Genomic DNA, 17,315 nt, shown 5'->3' on the forward strand with positions numbered 1-17,315 from the left:
CGGCCCTTCAAGGAGCGAACCGTGATCAGCTCATCGACCGTCGTCAATTCAGTGGTGGAAAAACTCCGCCAGGCCCTGGCCCGCGGCCAGTGGCGCAGCGGCGACATGCTGCCAGGCCAGCGCGAGCTGGCTGAACAACTGGGCATCAGCCGGCCCAGCCTGCGCGAGGCGGTAACCGTGCTGGAAACCCTGGGCCTGGTGCGCGCGCTGCCGGGCAAGGGTGTACTGGTGCTGGATGCCGAAGCTGCCGCCCTGGAACCGGGGCTGGATACCAGCGCCGCCGCCAGCCTGGCTGACGTACTGGAACTGCGCTACACCCTTGAACCGTTCATCGTCGGCCTGGTGGCACAATCGGCCAACAGCCAGGATGTTGGCCAGTTGCGCCTCACCCTGATGGACATGCGCGAAGCGCTGGAGGCCGATGACAGCGAAGCTGGGGTCAGGGCCTATATCGCTTTCCATGAGGCCCTCTTCGCCCTGACCACCAACCCGATCTTCCAGAGTGTCGTGCAGCAGACCGGCAACGCCCTTAAACAGAGCGCCGACATGCTGCGCAACTCACCGGAGCATCTGGCTGCAAGGCTGAAGGAGAACGAGGCCGTAGTACGCGCCATTCGCGAACGCAACAGTGCCCTGGCCAGTGCCCAGATGCGCCAGCACATCCTGGCCGAGGGCGCGCGCATGGGCATCCCGCTGAACATCCCGGATGAACACCTGCATCCATGACCTGAGGAGAGCGACCATGAACGCCGCCCCCCACTTGCCTGCCCTGCTCGCGGCCGGCGAAACCCGCCTGTCGGCCGAGCAAATCTACCCACGGCTGTTCGACGCCATTCTCGAACAGCGCCTGCCCCCCGGCAGCCTGCTGCCCGAGCAGGCGTTGGGCCAGGCGTTTGGGGTCAGCCGTACCGTGATCCGCCGCGTGCTCGGGCGCCTGTGTGACCAGCAAGTGGTGGTGCAGCGCCCGAGCCACACCGCGCACCTGGCAGCCCCCGACCCCGAGCAGGCGCGGCAGGTGCTCAGTGCCCGGCGGCTGGCGGAGACCACCCTGATCACCCTGGCCGCACAGCGCGCCCGCCCTGCGCAGATACGTCAACTGCGCCAGTTGGTTGAACGTGAGCGCCAGCACCATGAAAGTGGCGAGCGTTGCGCGGCGATCCGCCTGGGTGGCGAGTTCCACCTCAAACTGGCGCAAGTGGCGGCCAATGCACCCCTGGCACGGTTTCTCAACGGCCTGGTGCCGATGACCTCGCTGATCATTGCCCGCTACGAGTCGCCGTGCTGCGAACATTGTGCGTGGGAAGAACACGCGGCGATCATCGATGCCGTGGAGCAAGGCGATGCCGAGGCGGCATTGGGGCTGATGCACACCCACCTCGACCGGCTGGAAGACAAACTCGACCTGGCGTAGCCCGCGCGCAAGGGCCAAGCCCGCTCCTGACGGCCATGCACCGGTCCAGCAGCGGGTGTACCAGGCGGTGGCCTGTAGCGCCCGAGTCAAGCCTTGGCCATGGCCGAGGTCGGTAAGCCGAAGATCCGGTCAAACACCCAGTTGTAGGCGAAGGTGTAGCAAGGGATCAGCACAATGAACGCCATGTCCACCAGCAGTGCCTCTACCGGTGTCATGTCCAGCCACCAAGCAATCAGCGGGATCAGATACACCACCAGGGTCAGCTGAAAGCCGACCGCATGCGCCACCCGTCGCGCCACGCTGCGGCCGCGCTTGGCCTGGCGGCTTTCCCAGCGCTCGAACAACGTGTTGAAAATCAGGTTCCAGAGCATGGCAATGGTTGTGATCATCACCGCCAATGGCCCGGTATGCGACGCCTGGGTCTCTGACAGATAAGCCAGCCCGAGGGTCGACATGCTCAGCCCTATCAGCTCATAGCACGTCACGTACACCAGTTTGCGCTTCAAACCCTGCACCTGCATTTCCCTCCAATACCAATAACGAAGGGCGCGATAATGCTTCACCTCGCTTGACAGCAAAAGTCAGCAGCTGTCAGATCTGCTGACAGGAGGCTGCCATGAACTTTTCCAGCGACAACATCCAGCTGTTTCTTGCCGTGCTCGACCGCGGCTCGTTCTCCGCCGCCGCTCGCGCCCTCAAACGGGTACCGTCGGCGGTCAGCATGGCCATTGGCAATCTGGAAGCGGAGCTGGGATACAGCTTGTTCGAACGCGGGCCCCGCGAAGTTCGGCCCACCGCCCGGGCCTTGGCCCTGGAACCGCACGCCAGGCTGATTGCCGAGCAACTCGGGCTGTTGCAAGTCCATGCCTTGGAGCTCTCACAGGGGCTAGAAAGCAGCCTGACGCTGGCGGTGGTGCCGGACATCGATCACCGCCCGTTGCTGGCGGCTATCGCCGACCTCGGTGTGCGCCACCCATTGCTCGATATCGCTTTGCTCAGCGCCCCGCAGGAAGAGGCCCTGCACTTGCTGGACAGCGGCCGCGCCGATCTTTGCGTGGCCTTCGCTGGCCTGCAGGTGGATGCGCGCCGGGGCTTTCAGCACATCGGTATGGAAGCCTTGGTAGCCACCCTCGCCCCTAGCCACCCGGCGCTGCGTGAAGCACGCATCCACTACCTCGAAGACCTGACCCGGGTGCGCCAGATCCTCGTGCGCAGCCGGGACCTGCCGCTGGCCGATCCACGCCCGCTGATCGGCGCCACGCACTGGTCGACCGACAGCTTCGACCTGGCCCTGCAGATGGTCGAAGCCGGCCTGGGCTGGGGCGACCTGCCGTTGTCTCGGGTAGCCCCACTGCTGGCAACCGGGCGCTTGGTGCGCCTGGCCTTTCGTAATACGCGCAACGAGTTGCAACTGCCGGTGCATATCCTGTGGCGCAAACAACAGCCACTGCAGCAAGCGGCGAGGTTGCTGATAGAGCAACTGGCCAAGGGCTGAGTGCCGTCTGTCGAAAGGTCTGTAAGAAATTACTGTAAGTACTTCAATGTTTTACCCCCCGAGCCGATATCCCGGTCGATAGGCCCCGCAGAACGTCATAAGCGCGCTGCGTCCTCCCCACATTGGCTCAAGGTCTCGAAACATGAACCTGAAATTTCGCCACAAGATCCTGCTCAGTGCCTGCGGCGTCGTGGTCCTGGCATTCGCCCTGTTCACGCTTTATAACGACTACCTGCAACGCAACACTATCCGCCAGAACATAGAAGCCTCGGTGCAGCAGGCCGGGGCCTTGACCGCCAGCAGCGTGCAAAACTGGATGAGCGGCCGCATCCTGGTGCTGGAAAACCTGGCCCAGGATATCGGCCAGCAGGGTGCCGGCGAGACCCTGGCCGGGTTGATCGAGCAACCCTCCTACACCCGCAACTTCCTGTTCACCTACCTCGGTCAGGCCAACGGGGTGTTCACCCAGCGCCCGGACGCCCAGATGCCTGCCGGCTACGACCCACGGCAACGGCCCTGGTATGCAGCGGCGGCCAATGCCGGGCAAACGGTGCTGACGCCACCGTACCAGGGTGCGGTCGGCGGCCTGATGGTCACTATCGCCACCCCGGTGAAAAGCAAGGCCACGGGGGAAATGATCGGTGTGGTTGGCGGTGACCTGACCCTCGATACCCTGGTGGAGATCATCAACTCGGTGGATTTCGGTGGTCTCGGCCACGCCTTCCTCGCCGATGCCAATGGCCAGGTGATCGTCAGCCCGAACAAAGACCAGGTCATGAAAAACCTGAAGGACATCTACCCCGGCAGCGACCTGCGCGTTGCCGCCGGCATGCAGGATGTCACCCTGAACGGTCAGGACCGGATCATTTCGTTCGCGCCGGTCGCCGGGCTGCCTTCGGCCCAGTGGTACATCGGCTTGTCGATCGACAAGGACAAGGCCTACGCCGCACTCAGCCAGTTCCGCACATCGGCCATCATCGCCATGCTGATTGCCGTGGCGGCCATTGCCGGCCTGCTGGGCCTGCTGATTCCACTACTGATGCGCCCGCTGACCACCATGGGCCGCGCCATGCGCGATATCGCCGAGGGAGAAGGCGACCTGACCCGCCGTCTGGTGGTGCAGAACCAGGACGAATTCGGCGAACTGGCAACGTCGTTCAACCGCTTTGTCGAACGCATTCACGCCTCGATCAGCGAAGTGTCGTCGGCCACCCGCCTGGTGCATGACCTGTCGGAGAAAGTGGTCAGCGCGTCGAATGCGTCGATCAGTGGCTCCGAAGAGCAGAGCATGCGCACCAACAGCGTGGCCGCAGCCATCAACGAGCTGGGCGCCGCGACCCAGGAAATCGCGCGCAACGCCGCAGATGCCTCGCAGCATGCCAGTGGTGCCAGCGAGCAGGCCCACGGTGGCCGGGAAGTGGTGGAAGAAGCGATCAACGCCATGACTGCGCTGTCGCAGCGCATCAGCGAATCGTGCGCACAGATTGAAACGCTCAATGCCAGCACTGATGAAATCGGCAAGATTCTGGACGTGATAAAAGGCATCTCGCAGCAGACCAACTTGCTGGCACTGAACGCTGCGATCGAGGCGGCACGCGCGGGCGAAGCGGGTAGAGGCTTTGCCGTGGTGGCCGACGAGGTGCGCAACCTGGCCCACCGGACCCAGGAATCGGCAGAAGAAATCCACCGCATGATCACCAGCCTGCAAGTCGGTTCCCGCGAAGCGGTGCACACCATGAACACCAGCCAGGTGTCCAGCGAGCAAACCGTGCAAGTGGCCAACCAGGCCGGTGAGCGGCTGGCTAGCGTCACCCAGCGTATTGGCGAGATCGACGGCATGAACCAGTCGGTGGCCACCGCTACCGAAGAGCAGACCGCCGTGGTCGAAAGCCTCAATCTGGACATTACCCAAATCAATGCGCTGAACCAGCAAGGGGTAGAGAACCTTAACGAAACCCTGCGCCACTGCGATCAACTGGCGCAGCAGGCCGGCCGGTTGAAGCAATTGGTGGGGAGTTTCCGGATCTGAGAACCCGGGGGCGCCCAGCGCCCCCATCTTTACGCGGTTATAACCTAATAACGAACAAGTCTATTTGGCTATAAAAAAATCTATATGCTGGCTGCATCCGATAACGGGCAATGTTGGGCGGTCGAGTAGCGTATGGATGTAGGTTCTTTTGGTTTCACCATTGCGGGACTGGTCGTGGGTTTCATCGTCGGCATGACCGGCGTCGGTGGCGGTTCGCTGATGACCCCGATCCTGTTGTGGTTCGGTATCAACCCGGCGACGGCCGTCGGCACCGATCTGCTCTATGCCGCCATCACCAAGGCCAGTGGCGTCTGGGTGCATGCACGTAACAAGAACATCGACTGGAAGATCACCGGCCTGCTCAGCCTCGGCAGCGTGCCTGCGGCCGCATTGACCCTGTGGTTCCTGAGCACCCTGCATACCGACACATCGGCGCTCAATGCCATCATCAAGCAAGGCCTGGCGGTGGTGTTGATCCTCACCGCGCTGGCCATTCTGTTCAAATCGCGGCTGCAGGCTTTCGCCAGCCACCATGCCGGCGATCACTACCACCTCAGCGCAGGTACCCTGAATACCCTCACCGTGCTGACCGGCGTGGTGCTGGGGGTGATGGTGACCCTGACCTCCATCGGCGCCGGCGCCCTGGGTACCGTGGCGTTATTCCTGCTGTACCCGTTTCTGGTCACCCGTCGCCTGGTCGGTACGGAAATCGCCCATGCCGTGCCGCTAACGCTGGTGGCAGGCCTTGGCCATGCCGGCATGGGCAATATGGACTGGTCGTTACTGGGCTACCTGCTGCTGGGTTCTCTGCCGGGCATCTACCTGGGCAGCCACCTCACCGGGCGGATCTCCGACCGCGTGCTGCGTCCGTGCCTGGCCGCCATGCTGTTGTTGATCGGCTACAAGCTGGCGTTCTGAACCTCACCCAGGCGCAGCCGCCACTGCCCGGTATGGCTCAGTTCCAGACGTGACAGCGGCAACACATCGATACGCTGCCCGGCACTCATCGGGCAGCCCAGTACCTGCACCAGCACAGCACGTATGACCTGCGGATGGGTGACCGCCAGCCATTCACCCGGCCTGTCGAAAGCCGCCAGCCAGGCGGCCATCCGCTGGCACAGCGCAGCGAACGACTCCCCGCCATGCACGTTACTGGCTGGCTCCCGTAACCAATCGGCCAACGCTTCTGGCTGCTCGGCCTGCAACTGCTTCAGCGCCATGCCCTGCCAATGCCCGAGGTCGCAATCGGCCAAGGCGGGCTCGACATGCACCGTGCTCGACAACCACGCCGCTGTTTCGCAGGCGCGCCGCTCTGGCGCCGTCAGCAACTGCACCGCTGGCAGGAGAGGCGCCGGCGGTTGCGAAAGCGGCAGGATGCCGTCATCAGCGCAGTGCAGGCGCCCAGTCTTCTGGGCCTGAGTCAGGGCATGGCAAAAAAGGGTCAAACGGGTAGCTTTCATCAAGTGCCTCGGGTGGCGGGCTGGTGCACAGTGTTTGGCATGCTGCGAGGCAGGCATGCTGAACACTATGCCAGCGCAGGCGCCTGCGCCACCAATGACCAACCGCCACGCCCATCCACCTCCAGCCGGTGAGTATGAAAACCTGCCAGGGTGCTTCGGTGCCCGACACTGAGCAACAGTGCACCAGGCATTTCCGAGCGCAGCAGCGCATAAAGGGCATGCTCGAGCCCCTCATCCATCGCTGAGGTGGACTCATCAAGAAACACCACCTGCGGCCGGTTGAACAGAACCCGGGCAAAAGCCAGGCGCTGCTGCTCGCCCACCGACAGAATATGCGCCCAATCGCAGCTGACCTCCAGGCGCTCGGCCAGGTGCCCAAGATTGACCTGGTGCAGTACCTGCTGCATACGCGCCTGATCCTCGGGCTGCCCCACCGCCGGGTAGGCAATGACCGTGCGCAGGTCCCCCAAAGGCAAATAGGGACGCTGCGACAGGAACAGCGCCTGATGGCCCAGTGGGCGCCGCACCTCCCCTTCGGCATAGGGCCACAGGCCGGCCAGGGCGCGTAGCAGGGTAGTCTTGCCGCTGCCTGAAGGCCCCTTGATCAACAGCGCCTGGCCAGCTTGCAGGCTCAGGTTCAGATCAGTGATCAGGGCGTGTCCATCCGGGCGCAGCACTTTCAGGTCGGCAATCTGCAGCGCATGGGCCTGCTCCGCGGTGAGTACCCGCGGCAATACCCTTGCCTGCGCGTTGGCATCGAGAAAACCGGTCAGACGGTCCAGCGTAGCCCGGTACTGCGCGAATGCATCGTACGATTCACGAAAGAACGACAGTGCATCCTGCACCTGCCCAAATGCCTGAGACGTTTGCATGACGTCACCCAGCTTGATTGCCCCGCTGAAGAAGCGCGGTGCCTGCAGAATGAACGGGAACACGACTGCCACCTGGCTGACCCCCAGGTTGAAACCACTGAACTTGAGGTTTCGGAATACCAGCGCCCAGGCATTCACGATCAGTGCCGCGAAGCGCCCCAGCAAGGTGCCCCGCTCAACCTCGGCACCTTGGTAGAAAGCGACATTCTCGGCATTCTCACGCAGGCGCATCAGCGCATAGCGGAAGTTGGCGGTGAGCTTTTCGTTGAGGAAGTTCAGGCGAATCAAAGGCTGGCCCAGGCGGAAGGCGATCCAGGTGGCGACGACCACATACAGGTACACGGCAAACACCATCGCCCTGGGAATTTCAACACCGGCCACGGCCAACGGCGCTGACAACCCCCAGAGGATCCCGGTGAACGCCACCAGGGACACCAGCGCACTGACTGCCCCCAAGGCCAAGGACAGGGAGTTGCTGACGAAGGCGTTTACGTCCAGCTCGATACGCTGGTCGGGGTTGTCGATCGGTTCAGCAAGAAATTGTCCACGGTAGTAAGCATCACCGTGCATCCAGTCACGGGTCAGGCGCTCGGTCAACCATACCCGCCAGGTGATGCTGAAGGCCTGGTTCACATAGAAAGAGCACAGCGAGCGCAGCACATGGATGCTGGCCAGCACGGCGAAGACCCCGAGCAGGTACCAGAATGCCCCTTGGTCCAGCCCCTGCAAAGCGCTGTAAAACCCGTTGTACCAGAACGAGAACAGCACATTGAGGCGTACGGAAAACAACGTCAGCACCAGCAGCAACGCAAACACCAGCAGTGGCCGCCAACTGCGTTTGTAACTGAAATAAGGCCCCGCAAGTTGCCAGAACTGGCTGCCCCAGCGGGTGTAGCGTACGGCCAGAATAGCGGCGGCAGTGAAGCCGACAAAGGTGATGAACGAGGCGATTGCCAGCCAATTCAGGCTCTCTTGCAAGGCCTGGTGCCAGTTCATGTCCATGGTGAATGTCCGTGCTGAGTATTTCCGCGAGCGTAGCACTGCCCTATAACGCTTCAGGCATACATGACGTACATTTCATGAAAGCTGGCTGGCACGGGCTGCGCCCGTGTTCGCGGGCACGCCCGCTCCCACAGTGATGGTGCCGGGGATTATTTTTGGCCCATAAAGACAAAACCCCTACCTGCATGTGCAGATAGGGGTTTTGCGAAATGAATCTTGACGATGACCTACTCTCACATGGGGAAACCCCACACTACCATCGGCGATGCATCGTTTCACTACTGAGTTCGGGATGGGATCAGGTGGTTCCAATGCTCTATGGTCGTCAAGAAATTCTGTAGCCAGGATGTCCAGATGGACAGCCCAGCGAATTCGGATATGTGATGTTTGTGATGCCTTGCGAACTTTCGGTTCATGTCATCTTCACCACCGCAATCTGCGTCAGCAAATTGCTTGGGTGTTATATGGTCAAGCCTCACGGGCAATTAGTATTGGTTAGCTCAACGCCTCACAGCGCTTACACACCCAACCTATCAACGTCGTCGTCTTCAACGTTCCTTCAGGAGACTTAAAGTCTCAGGGAGAACTCATCTCGGGGCAAGTTTCGTGCTTAGATGCTTTCAGCACTTATCTCTTCCGCATTTAGCTACCGGGCAGTGCCATTGGCATGACAACCCGAACACCAGTGATGCGTCCACTCCGGTCCTCTCGTACTAGGAGCAGCCCCCCTCAATTCTCCAGCGCCCACGGCAGATAGGGACCGAACTGTCTCACGACGTTCTAAACCCAGCTCGCGTACCACTTTAAATGGCGAACAGCCATACCCTTGGGACCTACTTCAGCCCCAGGATGTGATGAGCCGACATCGAGGTGCCAAACACCGCCGTCGATATGAACTCTTGGGCGGTATCAGCCTGTTATCCCCGGAGTACCTTTTATCCGTTGAGCGATGGCCCTTCCATTCAGAACCACCGGATCACTATGACCTGCTTTCGCACCTGCTCGCGCCGTCACGCTCGCAGTCAAGCTAGCTTATGCCATTGCACTAACCTCCTGATGTCCGACCAGGATTAGCTAACCTTCGTGCTCCTCCGTTACTCTTTGGGAGGAGACCGCCCCAGTCAAACTACCCACCAGACACTGTCCGCAACCCCGATAAGGGGCCTACGTTAGAACATCAAACATTAAAGGGTGGTATTTCAAGGTTGGCTCCACGCAGACTGGCGTCCACGCTTCAAAGCCTCCCACCTATCCTACACATCAAGGCTCAATGTTCAGTGTCAAGCTATAGTAAAGGTTCACGGGGTCTTTCCGTCTTGCCGCGGGTACACTGCATCTTCACAGCGAGTTCAATTTCACTGAGTCTCGGGTGGAGACAGCCTGGCCATCATTACGCCATTCGTGCAGGTCGGAACTTACCCGACAAGGAATTTCGCTACCTTAGGACCGTTATAGTTACGGCCGCCGTTTACCGGGGCTTCGATCAAGAGCTTCTCCTTACGGATAACCCCATCAATTAACCTTCCGGCACCGGGCAGGCGTCACACCGTATACGTCCACTTTCGTGTTTGCACAGTGCTGTGTTTTTAATAAACAGTTGCAGCCAGCTGGTATCTTCGACTGGTCTCAGCTCCGTCCGCAGGGACTTCACCTACACACCAGCGTGCCTTCTCCCGAAGTTACGGCACCATTTTGCCTAGTTCCTTCACCCGAGTTCTCTCAAGCGCCTTGGTATTCTCTACCTGACCACCTGTGTCGGTTTGGGGTACGATTTAATGTTACCTGATGCTTAGAGGCTTTTCCTGGAAGCATGGTATCAACCACTTCGTCGCCTAAAGGCAACTCGTCATCAGCTCTCGGCCTTGAAATCCCGGATTTGCCTAAGATTTCAGCCTACCACCTTAAACCTGGACAACCAACGCCAGGCTGGCCTAACCTTCTCCGTCCCCCCTTCGCAGTAACACCAAGTACAGGAATATTAACCTGTTTCCCATCGACTACGCCTTTCGGCCTCGCCTTAGGGGTCGACTCACCCTGCCCCGATTAACGTTGGACAGGAACCCTTGGTCTTCCGGCGAGCGGGCTTTTCACCCGCTTTATCGTTACTTATGTCAGCATTCGCACTTCTGATACCTCCAGCAGCCCTCACAGGCCACCTTCGCAGGCTTACAGAACGCTCCCCTACCCAACAACGCATAAGCGTCGCTGCCGCAGCTTCGGTGCATGGTTTAGCCCCGTTACATCTTCCGCGCAGGCCGACTCGACCAGTGAGCTATTACGCTTTCTTTAAATGATGGCTGCTTCTAAGCCAACATCCTGGCTGTCTGTGCCTTCCCACATCGTTTCCCACTTAACCATGACTTTGGGACCTTAGCTGGCGGTCTGGGTTGTTTCCCTCTTCACGACGGACGTTAGCACCCGCCGTGTGTCTCCCGTGATAACATTCTTCGGTATTCGTAGTTTGCATCGGGTTGGTAAGTCGGGATGACCCCCTAGCCGAAACAGTGCTCTACCCCCGAAGATGAGTTCACGAGGCGCTACCTAAATAGCTTTCGGGGAGAACCAGCTATCTCCCGGTTTGATTGGCCTTTCACCCCCAGCCACAAGTCATCCGCTAATTTTTCAACATTAGTCGGTTCGGTCCTCCAGTTAGTGTTACCCAACCTTCAACCTGCCCATGGCTAGATCACCGGGTTTCGGGTCTATACCCTGCAACTTAACGCCCAGTTAAGACTCGGTTTCCCTGCGGCTCCCCTATACGGTTAACCTTGCTACAGAATATAAGTCGCTGACCCATTATACAAAAGGTACGCAGTCACACCCGAAGGTGCTCCCACTGCTTGTACGTACACGGTTTCAGGTTCTTTTTCACTCCCCTCGCCGGGGTTCTTTTCGCCTTTCCCTCACGGTACTGGTTCACTATCGGTCAGTCAGGAGTATTTAGCCTTGGAGGATGGTCCCCCCATATTCAGACAAAGTTTCTCGTGCTCCGTCCTACTCTTCATTGATAAGAGATTTTCGTGTACGGGGCTATCACCCACTATGGCCGCACTTTCCAGAGCGTTCCACTAATCTCAAATCAACTTAAGGGCTGGTCCCCGTTCGCTCGCCACTACTAAGGGAATCTCGGTTGATTTCTTTTCCTCAGGGTACTTAGATGTTTCAGTTCCCCTGGTTCGCCTCTTGCACCTATGTATTCAGTACAAGATACTCAGCTTGTGCTGAGTGGGTTCCCCCATTCAGAGATCTCTGGATCACAGTCTGTTTGCCGACTCCCCAAAGCTTATCGCAGGCTACCACGTCTTTCATCGCCTCTGACTGCCAAGGCATCCACCGTATGCGCTTCTTCACTTGACCATATAACCCCAAGCAATCTGGTTATACTGTGAAGACGACATTCGCCGAAAATTCGCATTTCGCTCAATTAAGAGCAGAACTCACAAATTTTACCTTAGCCTGATCACACACCAGTGAAAGTGCATGTCAGTCTATATCTATCACATATCCGAATTTTTAAAGAACGATCTGACAAAAGTCAGAAATCAACATTCATCGACGAATGTTCATTTCTGAGTTCTCATCAGCAAATGAATCAAGCAATTCGTGTGGGAGCTCATCAGCAGGCTGATGTCGTCGATTAAGGAGGTGATCCAACCGCAGGTTCCCCTACGGTTACCTTGTTACGACTTCACCCCAGTCATGAATCACAAAGTGGTAAGCGCCCTCCCGAAGGTTAAGCTACCTACTTCTTTTGCAACCCACTCCCATGGTGTGACGGGCGGTGTGTACAAGGCCCGGGAACGTATTCACCGTAGCATTCTGATCTACGATTACTAGCGATTCCGACTTCATGGAGTCGAGTTGCAGACTCCAATCCGGACTACGACATACTTTATGAGGTCCGCTTGCTCTCGCGAGGTCGCTTCTCTTTGTATATGCCATTGTAGCACGTGTGTAGCCCTGGTCGTAAGGGCCATGATGACTTGACGTCATCCCCACCTTCCTCCAGTTTATCACTGGCAGTCTCCTTTGAGTTCCCGGCCTAACCGCTGGCAACAAAGGATAAGGGTTGCGCTCGTTGCGGGACTTAACCCAACATTTCACAACACGAGCTGACGACAGCCATGCAGCACCTGTCTCACAGTTCCCGAAGGCACCAATCCATCTCTGGAAAGTTCTGTGGATGTCAAGACCAGGTAAGGTTCTTCGCGTTGCATCGAATTAAACCACATGCTCCACCGCTTGTGCGGGCCCCCGTCAATTCATTTGAGTTTTAACCTTGCGGCCGTACTCCCCAGGCGGTCGATTTAACGCGTTAGCTCCGGAAGCCACGCCTCAAGGGCACAACCTCCAAATCGACATCGTTTACAGCGTGGACTACCAGGGTATCTAATCCTGTTTGCTCCCCACGCTTTCGCACCTGAGCGTCAGTCTTTGTCCAGGGGGCCGCCTTCGCCACCGGTATTCCTCCAGATCTCTACGCATTTCACCGCTACACCTGGAATTCTACCCCCCTCTACAAGACTCTAGCCTGCCAGTTTCGAATGCAGTTCCCAGGTTGAGCCCGGGGATTTCACATCCGACTTGACAGACCGCCTGCGTGCGCTTTACGCCCAGTAATTCCGATTAACGCTTGCACCCTCCGTATTACCGCGGCTGCTGGCACGGAGTTAGCCGGTGCTTCTTCTGCGGGTAACGTCAATCGATCAAGGTATTAACCTCACCGCCTTCCTCCCCGCTGAAAGTGCTTTACAACCCGAAGGCCTTCTTCACACACGCGGCATGGCTGCATCAGGCTTGCGCCCATTGTGCAATATTCCCCACTGCTGCCTCCCGTAGGAGTCTGGACCGTGTCTCAGTTCCAGTGTGGCTGGTCATCCTCTCAGACCAGCTAGGGATCGTCGCCTAGGTGAGCCGTTACCCCACCTACCAGCTAATCCCATCTGGGCACATCTGATGGCATGAGGCCCGAAGGTCCCCCACTTTGGTCTTGCGACGTTATGCGGTATTAGCTACCGTTTCCAGTAGTTATCCCCCTCCATCAGGCAGTTTCCCAGACATTACTCACCCGTCCGCCGCTCGTCACCCGAGAGCAAGCTCTCTGTGCTACCGCTCGACTTGCATGTGTTAGGCCTGCCGCCAGCGTTCAATCTGAGCCATGATCAAACTCTTCAGTTCAATACTGCTTGGGTTTTTAAGAAACCCTAAACTTGGCTCAGCAATCTCAAATGACTATGTGATTTCTCGCATGGCCACTTGTGATGCTGATAATCTTTTTGACTATCAGTCCGTACTCACAAGCACCCACACGAATTGCTTGATTCGATTTGTTAAAGAGCGGTTGGTTAAGAGCGTTTCATCTCAACCGAGGCGCGCATTCTACGCTTTCCTCATTTGCTGTCAAGCGTTTATTTTGAAGTTTTTTGCGAGAAACTCGTTTAGCTTCAAACACTTGACTCAACACAGTGGCTGGCAGTGCCTGCTACCGCGTTGGAATGGTGCGCATTATAGGGCGGCGTTTTTGTAGGTCAACCTTTAATTTCAATAATTTAGGTTTTCCGCAGAATCCCTGCAGCCGAGCAACAGCGTGCTCGGCCTGCACCCTGCCCTGCACGCTCGCCAGCGCTACAAAACTCTGCAGGGCATTGCCCACTACCCTGCTAATTGCGCACTATATTGCTCACCCCACCCCCTCCAAGGAATGCCGCCCTTAAATGAACACCCAGCCCCGCAGCCTGGCCGCCACCCTCTTCCCGATAGGCTTGCTGCTGATTGCCATGGCATCGATCCAGTCAGGCGCTTCCTTGGCCAAAAGCATGTTCCCCATCGTTGGCGCACAAGGCACCACCACCCTGCGGCTAATCTTCGCCAGCATCATCATGCTGCTGATACTGCGCCCCTGGCGGGTTCGCCTGACCGCCAAAACCCTGCGCAACGTCATCATCTATGGCATGGCCCTGGGCGGCATGAATTTCCTCTTTTATATGGCACTGCAAACGGTGCCCATCGGCATTGCCGTGGCCCTTGAGTTCACCGGTCCGCTAGCCGTGGCGCTGCTGTCGTCGCGTCGACCCACCGACTTCCTTTGGATCGCATTGGCCATTGTTGGCTTGCTGCTCTTGCTGCCAGCCGGCCATGGCGGGCAAGCACTTGACCCTGTGGGCGCAGCCTATGCCCTGGGGGCGGGTGTTTGCTGGGCACTGTATATCCTGTTCGGGCAACGCGCCGGCGCCGAGCATGGCATCCAGAGTGCCGCCCTGGGCGTTGTGGTAGCCGCCCTGTTCGTCGCACCTATCGGCATCGCCCATGCCGGCAGCGCACTGCTCACCCCGGCGCTGATTCCCGTAGCGCTCGCCGTTGCAGTGCTGTCCACCGCCCTGCCCTACAGCCTGGAGATGGTTGCCCTGACGCGCATTCCGGCGCGCACTTTCGGCACCCTCATGAGCATCGAGCCTGCATTCGGGGCGCTGTCGGGCCTTTTGTTCCTTGGCGAAGTTCTGACAGTCACCCAATGGCTGGCGATCCTGGCGATCATTGCGGCCTCTGTGGGCACTACGCTGTCGATGCGAAAAGAAACCAGCCTACCGATCGCCGCCGACTGATATGAGAAATATTTTCATTTGAGACCGTATTAATGATTGTCGCGATCGGCCCCGCTGATTAAGCTGTCACAGCATCACGATCTTCACGCGTTCTACTGAAGCGAACACTGGCGCTGAGGAAACTCAGGAAGAACCGAAGCGATAACGACAGGGTCTGACATCGGATTCGCCCTGCATATAAGGACAGGAATGAAACGTATTTTTCTCATCCTGGCCATCTTGGCTATTGCTGGATGTGCCGCCACGGCCAAGACCGAGGTCAAGAAGGGCAAAAAGGGCCTGCATATCAATTGCTCCGGCCTTTCATCCTCGTGGGACAAGTGTTACAGCAAGGCTGCAAGCGCTTGCAGCACCCGCGGTTACCGGGTGGTCGCACGGTCTGGTGACAGCGACGAAGAAGACGGTGACTATTTGTTCGGCATCAACCCAGCGGGCTACACCAGCCGCAGCATGATCGTCATCTGCAAATAGCAGCAAGGGCAGCGCATCGGCTGCCCTCTTTGCCGCGCTTTACAGCGGCGCGGTGCGCGCTTCGAGCCAGCCAAGCGCCTCCCCTTTCAACAACGGGGCCAAACGCTCGCGCACGTGGGCATGATAGCCATTGAGCCACTCCAGTTCGCATTGGGTCAGTCGTTCGGGCAGGAGGCAGCGGGTGTCGATCGGGCACAGCGTCAAGGTCTCGAAGTTCAGGAAGTCACCGAAGGCGCTCGTGCCTGCTTCGCGGTTGACCACCAGATTCTCGATGCGTACCCCCCATTGACCAGGCCTGTAGGTGCCCGGCTCGATCGAGCTGATCATGCCCGCCTGCATGGCCGTATGGGGCGCCGGTGCCGCCTGGTAGGCAATCACTTGCGGCCCCTCATGCACATTGAGGAAATAGCCCACCCCGTGCCCGGTCCCATGCCCGTAGTCGACCTGGTCAGCCCAGATCGGCGCGCGCGCAATGGCATCGAGCAGGGGCGACAGGATGCCACGGGGAAACGTGGCCCGCGACAGGGCGATCATGCCTTTGAGCACGCGGGTGCAGTCTTCCTTCTGCGCCTGGGTGGGAACACCCACCGGCACCATGCGAGTGATGTCAGTAGTCCCCCCCAGGTACTGCCCACCCGAATCGATCAGCAACAGCCCGTTGCCTTCGATGCGTGCATGCGACTGCTCGGTGGCGCGGTAATGCGGCATGGCACCATTGGCATTGAAGGCTGCAATGGTCGAAAAGCTCAGCGACACGAAATTCGCCCGCCGTGCACGTGCGGCACTCAATTGCTCGTCCACGGTCAGCTCGGTGACGACCTCTCGACCAAGGTTGGCTTCCAGCCAGGCGAAGAATTCGCACAATGCCGCCCCGTCTTCCTCCATGACCTGACGGATGTAGGGGAGATCAGCGTCACCCTTGCAGGCCTTGCTCAGGGTGGTGGGGTTCAGCCCCTCGACCAGCGCCACACCCGCCGGCAAGTTGGCTAACAGGCTGCAGGTGACGCGTGCCGGGTCCACCAGCAGCCGGCTGCCTGCCGCCATGGCAGCCAGCGCCTGCCCTGCTTCGTTGTAGTCGCGCACTTCGACACCGTCGCTCGCCAGTACCTGGCGCAGGTGCGCATCCACCTTGCCTTGGCCAACGAACAGCATGGCCTGCTGCTGGCTGATCAAGGCGAAGGCCAGAAACACCGGGTTGTATGAGACATCGCTACCGCGCAGATTGAACAGCCAGGCGATGTCATCGAGGGTGGCAATGAAGTGCCAGTCGGCCCCCTTGGCCTGCATGGCCTGGCGCAACTGCGCGAGCTTTTGCGCCCGGCTCGTCGTGGCGTACGGCTGCAAATGCTGATAGACCGGATTGCCAGGCAGCGCCGGGCGCCCGTCCCACACCTCGCCCAGCAGGTCCTGGTCGGTTACCAGCCGCGCCCCGCGCGCCTTCAGGCGCTCTGCCAATTGCCGCGCCGAGGCCAATGCCATGACGGCACCGTCGACTGCCACGGTGCCGTTGGGCTCAGCGTGCTCTCCCAGCCACTCCAGCGCGCCAGGCTTGCCCGGCGACAGCTTCATCAGCTCGATGCCACTGCCGGCCAATTCATGCTCGGCCTGTTCCCAGTAGCGGCTATCAACCCATAGCCCGGCAAACGCCGAGGTCACCACCAGTGTACCCACCGAGCCATGAAACCCCGACAGCCACTGGCGCCCTTGCCAATAGCCGGGCAGGTATTCGGAGAGATGCGGGTCGGATGAAGGCACCAGCAAGGCATCGACGTGCCTTGCCGCCATGGCCTGGCGCAGACGCATCAGGCGCTGTGGCACGCTGTGTTCAAAGGGGGTCTGCACGTTCATGCGCTCTCCTGCGGCTACATCACGGTTGATCCAATAGGCGGATAATGGAGCAGGCGCCAAAGCCCTGCAATCGCCCAGGCGCGAACCGGAACCGTCCTACACAAGGACCGCCGATCAAGTAGTGC

10 protein-coding genes, 3 rRNA genes and 2 pseudogenes are annotated in these 17,315 nt (G+C 59.2%); 8 read left to right on the top strand and 7 right to left on the bottom strand.

Features of this window, described 5'->3' with window-relative positions:
- Window positions 1-21: 21 nt before the first annotated feature.
- Window positions 22-726, top strand: coding sequence for a FadR/GntR family transcriptional regulator (locus tag AACG97_RS18290; RefSeq protein ID WP_009682643.1), 705 nt, complete (start codon window positions 22-24; stop codon window positions 724-726).
- A 16-nt stretch (window positions 727-742) separates the two neighbouring features.
- Entirely contained in the window at window positions 743-1,411 is a 669-nt protein-coding gene (locus AACG97_RS18295) for a GntR family transcriptional regulator (protein WP_064314576.1), read from the top strand.
- 86 nt (window positions 1,412-1,497) lie between these two features.
- Here AACG97_RS18295 and AACG97_RS18300 read toward each other — a convergent pair whose 3' ends face one another.
- Window positions 1,498-1,926 (bottom strand): PACE efflux transporter, encoded by a 429-nt coding sequence (locus tag AACG97_RS18300; protein WP_197885356.1) that lies wholly within the window; start codon window positions 1,924-1,926, stop codon window positions 1,498-1,500.
- A 101-nt stretch (window positions 1,927-2,027) separates the two neighbouring features.
- On the opposite strand from AACG97_RS18300, the gene AACG97_RS18305 reads away from it, so the two are divergent.
- The 4 genes and pseudogenes from AACG97_RS18305 to AACG97_RS18315 all read left to right on the top strand — a co-directional run bounded on the left by AACG97_RS18305 (window position 2,028) and on the right by AACG97_RS18315 (window position 5,853).
- Window positions 2,028-2,906, top strand: a complete 879-nt coding sequence (locus AACG97_RS18305; protein WP_009682646.1) for a LysR family transcriptional regulator — start codon at window positions 2,028-2,030, stop codon at window positions 2,904-2,906.
- A 142-nt stretch (window positions 2,907-3,048) separates the two neighbouring features.
- A pseudogene (gene mcpA / locus AACG97_RS28095) lies at window positions 3,049-4,080 on the top strand (methyl-accepting chemotaxis protein McpA); the annotation flags it as partial.
- 258 nt (window positions 4,081-4,338) lie between these two features.
- Window positions 4,339-4,935, top strand: a pseudogene (gene mcpA, locus AACG97_RS28100) (methyl-accepting chemotaxis protein McpA); the annotation flags it as partial.
- Window positions 4,936-5,067: 132 nt separating this feature from the next.
- Window positions 5,068-5,853: a sulfite exporter TauE/SafE family protein gene (locus AACG97_RS18315; RefSeq protein ID WP_009682648.1), complete on the top strand. Its 786-nt coding sequence runs from the start codon at window positions 5,068-5,070 to the stop codon at window positions 5,851-5,853.
- Here AACG97_RS18315 and AACG97_RS18320 read toward each other — a convergent pair.
- The 5 genes from AACG97_RS18320 to AACG97_RS18340 all read right to left on the bottom strand — a co-directional run bounded on the left by AACG97_RS18320 (window position 5,835) and on the right by AACG97_RS18340 (window position 13,447).
- A complete protein-coding gene (locus AACG97_RS18320) occupies window positions 5,835-6,395 on the bottom strand; it encodes a histidine phosphatase family protein (RefSeq protein WP_009682649.1) in 561 nt (186 codons plus the stop codon). The two genes, AACG97_RS18315 and AACG97_RS18320, sit on opposite strands and share 19 nt — an antisense overlap.
- A gap of 65 nt (window positions 6,396-6,460) precedes the next feature.
- The gene (locus tag AACG97_RS18325) at window positions 6,461-8,269 is read right to left on the bottom strand and encodes an ABC transporter ATP-binding protein/permease (protein WP_115294388.1); all 1,809 of its coding nucleotides are present in this window, start codon (window positions 8,267-8,269) and stop codon (window positions 6,461-6,463) included.
- A gap of 214 nt (window positions 8,270-8,483) precedes the next feature.
- Window positions 8,484-8,599: ribosomal RNA gene (gene rrf, locus AACG97_RS18330) — 5S ribosomal RNA — on the bottom strand.
- Window positions 8,600-8,733: 134 nt separating this feature from the next.
- Window positions 8,734-11,626, bottom strand: a 23S ribosomal RNA gene (locus tag AACG97_RS18335).
- 281 nt (window positions 11,627-11,907) lie between these two features.
- Window positions 11,908-13,447, bottom strand: a 16S ribosomal RNA gene (locus AACG97_RS18340).
- Together the 16S, 23S and 5S rRNA genes form the textbook arrangement of a ribosomal RNA operon.
- A 536-nt stretch (window positions 13,448-13,983) precedes the next feature.
- Between AACG97_RS18340 and rhtA the strand changes: the two genes are divergently transcribed.
- Both rhtA and AACG97_RS18350 read left to right on the top strand, forming a co-directional pair.
- Entirely contained in the window at window positions 13,984-14,871 is an 888-nt protein-coding gene (gene rhtA / locus AACG97_RS18345) for a threonine/homoserine exporter RhtA (RefSeq protein ID WP_009684157.1), read from the top strand.
- A 189-nt stretch (window positions 14,872-15,060) separates the two neighbouring features.
- On the top strand, window positions 15,061-15,342 hold the full coding sequence (locus tag AACG97_RS18350) for a hypothetical protein (protein ID WP_009684158.1): 282 nt from the start codon (window positions 15,061-15,063) through the stop codon (window positions 15,340-15,342).
- A 39-nt stretch (window positions 15,343-15,381) separates the two neighbouring features.
- Here the strand turns inward: AACG97_RS18350 and AACG97_RS18355 are convergent, their stop codons facing one another.
- Complete coding sequence (locus AACG97_RS18355) at window positions 15,382-17,190, bottom strand: aminopeptidase P family protein (RefSeq protein WP_197885177.1); 1,809 nt, start codon at window positions 17,188-17,190, stop codon at window positions 15,382-15,384.
- Window positions 17,191-17,315: the final 125 nt, after the last annotated feature.

The sequence above is a fragment of the Pseudomonas sp. Nvir genome (genome assembly GCF_963778085.1).
GTDB lineage: Bacteria > Pseudomonadota > Gammaproteobacteria > Pseudomonadales > Pseudomonadaceae > Aquipseudomonas > Aquipseudomonas juntendi.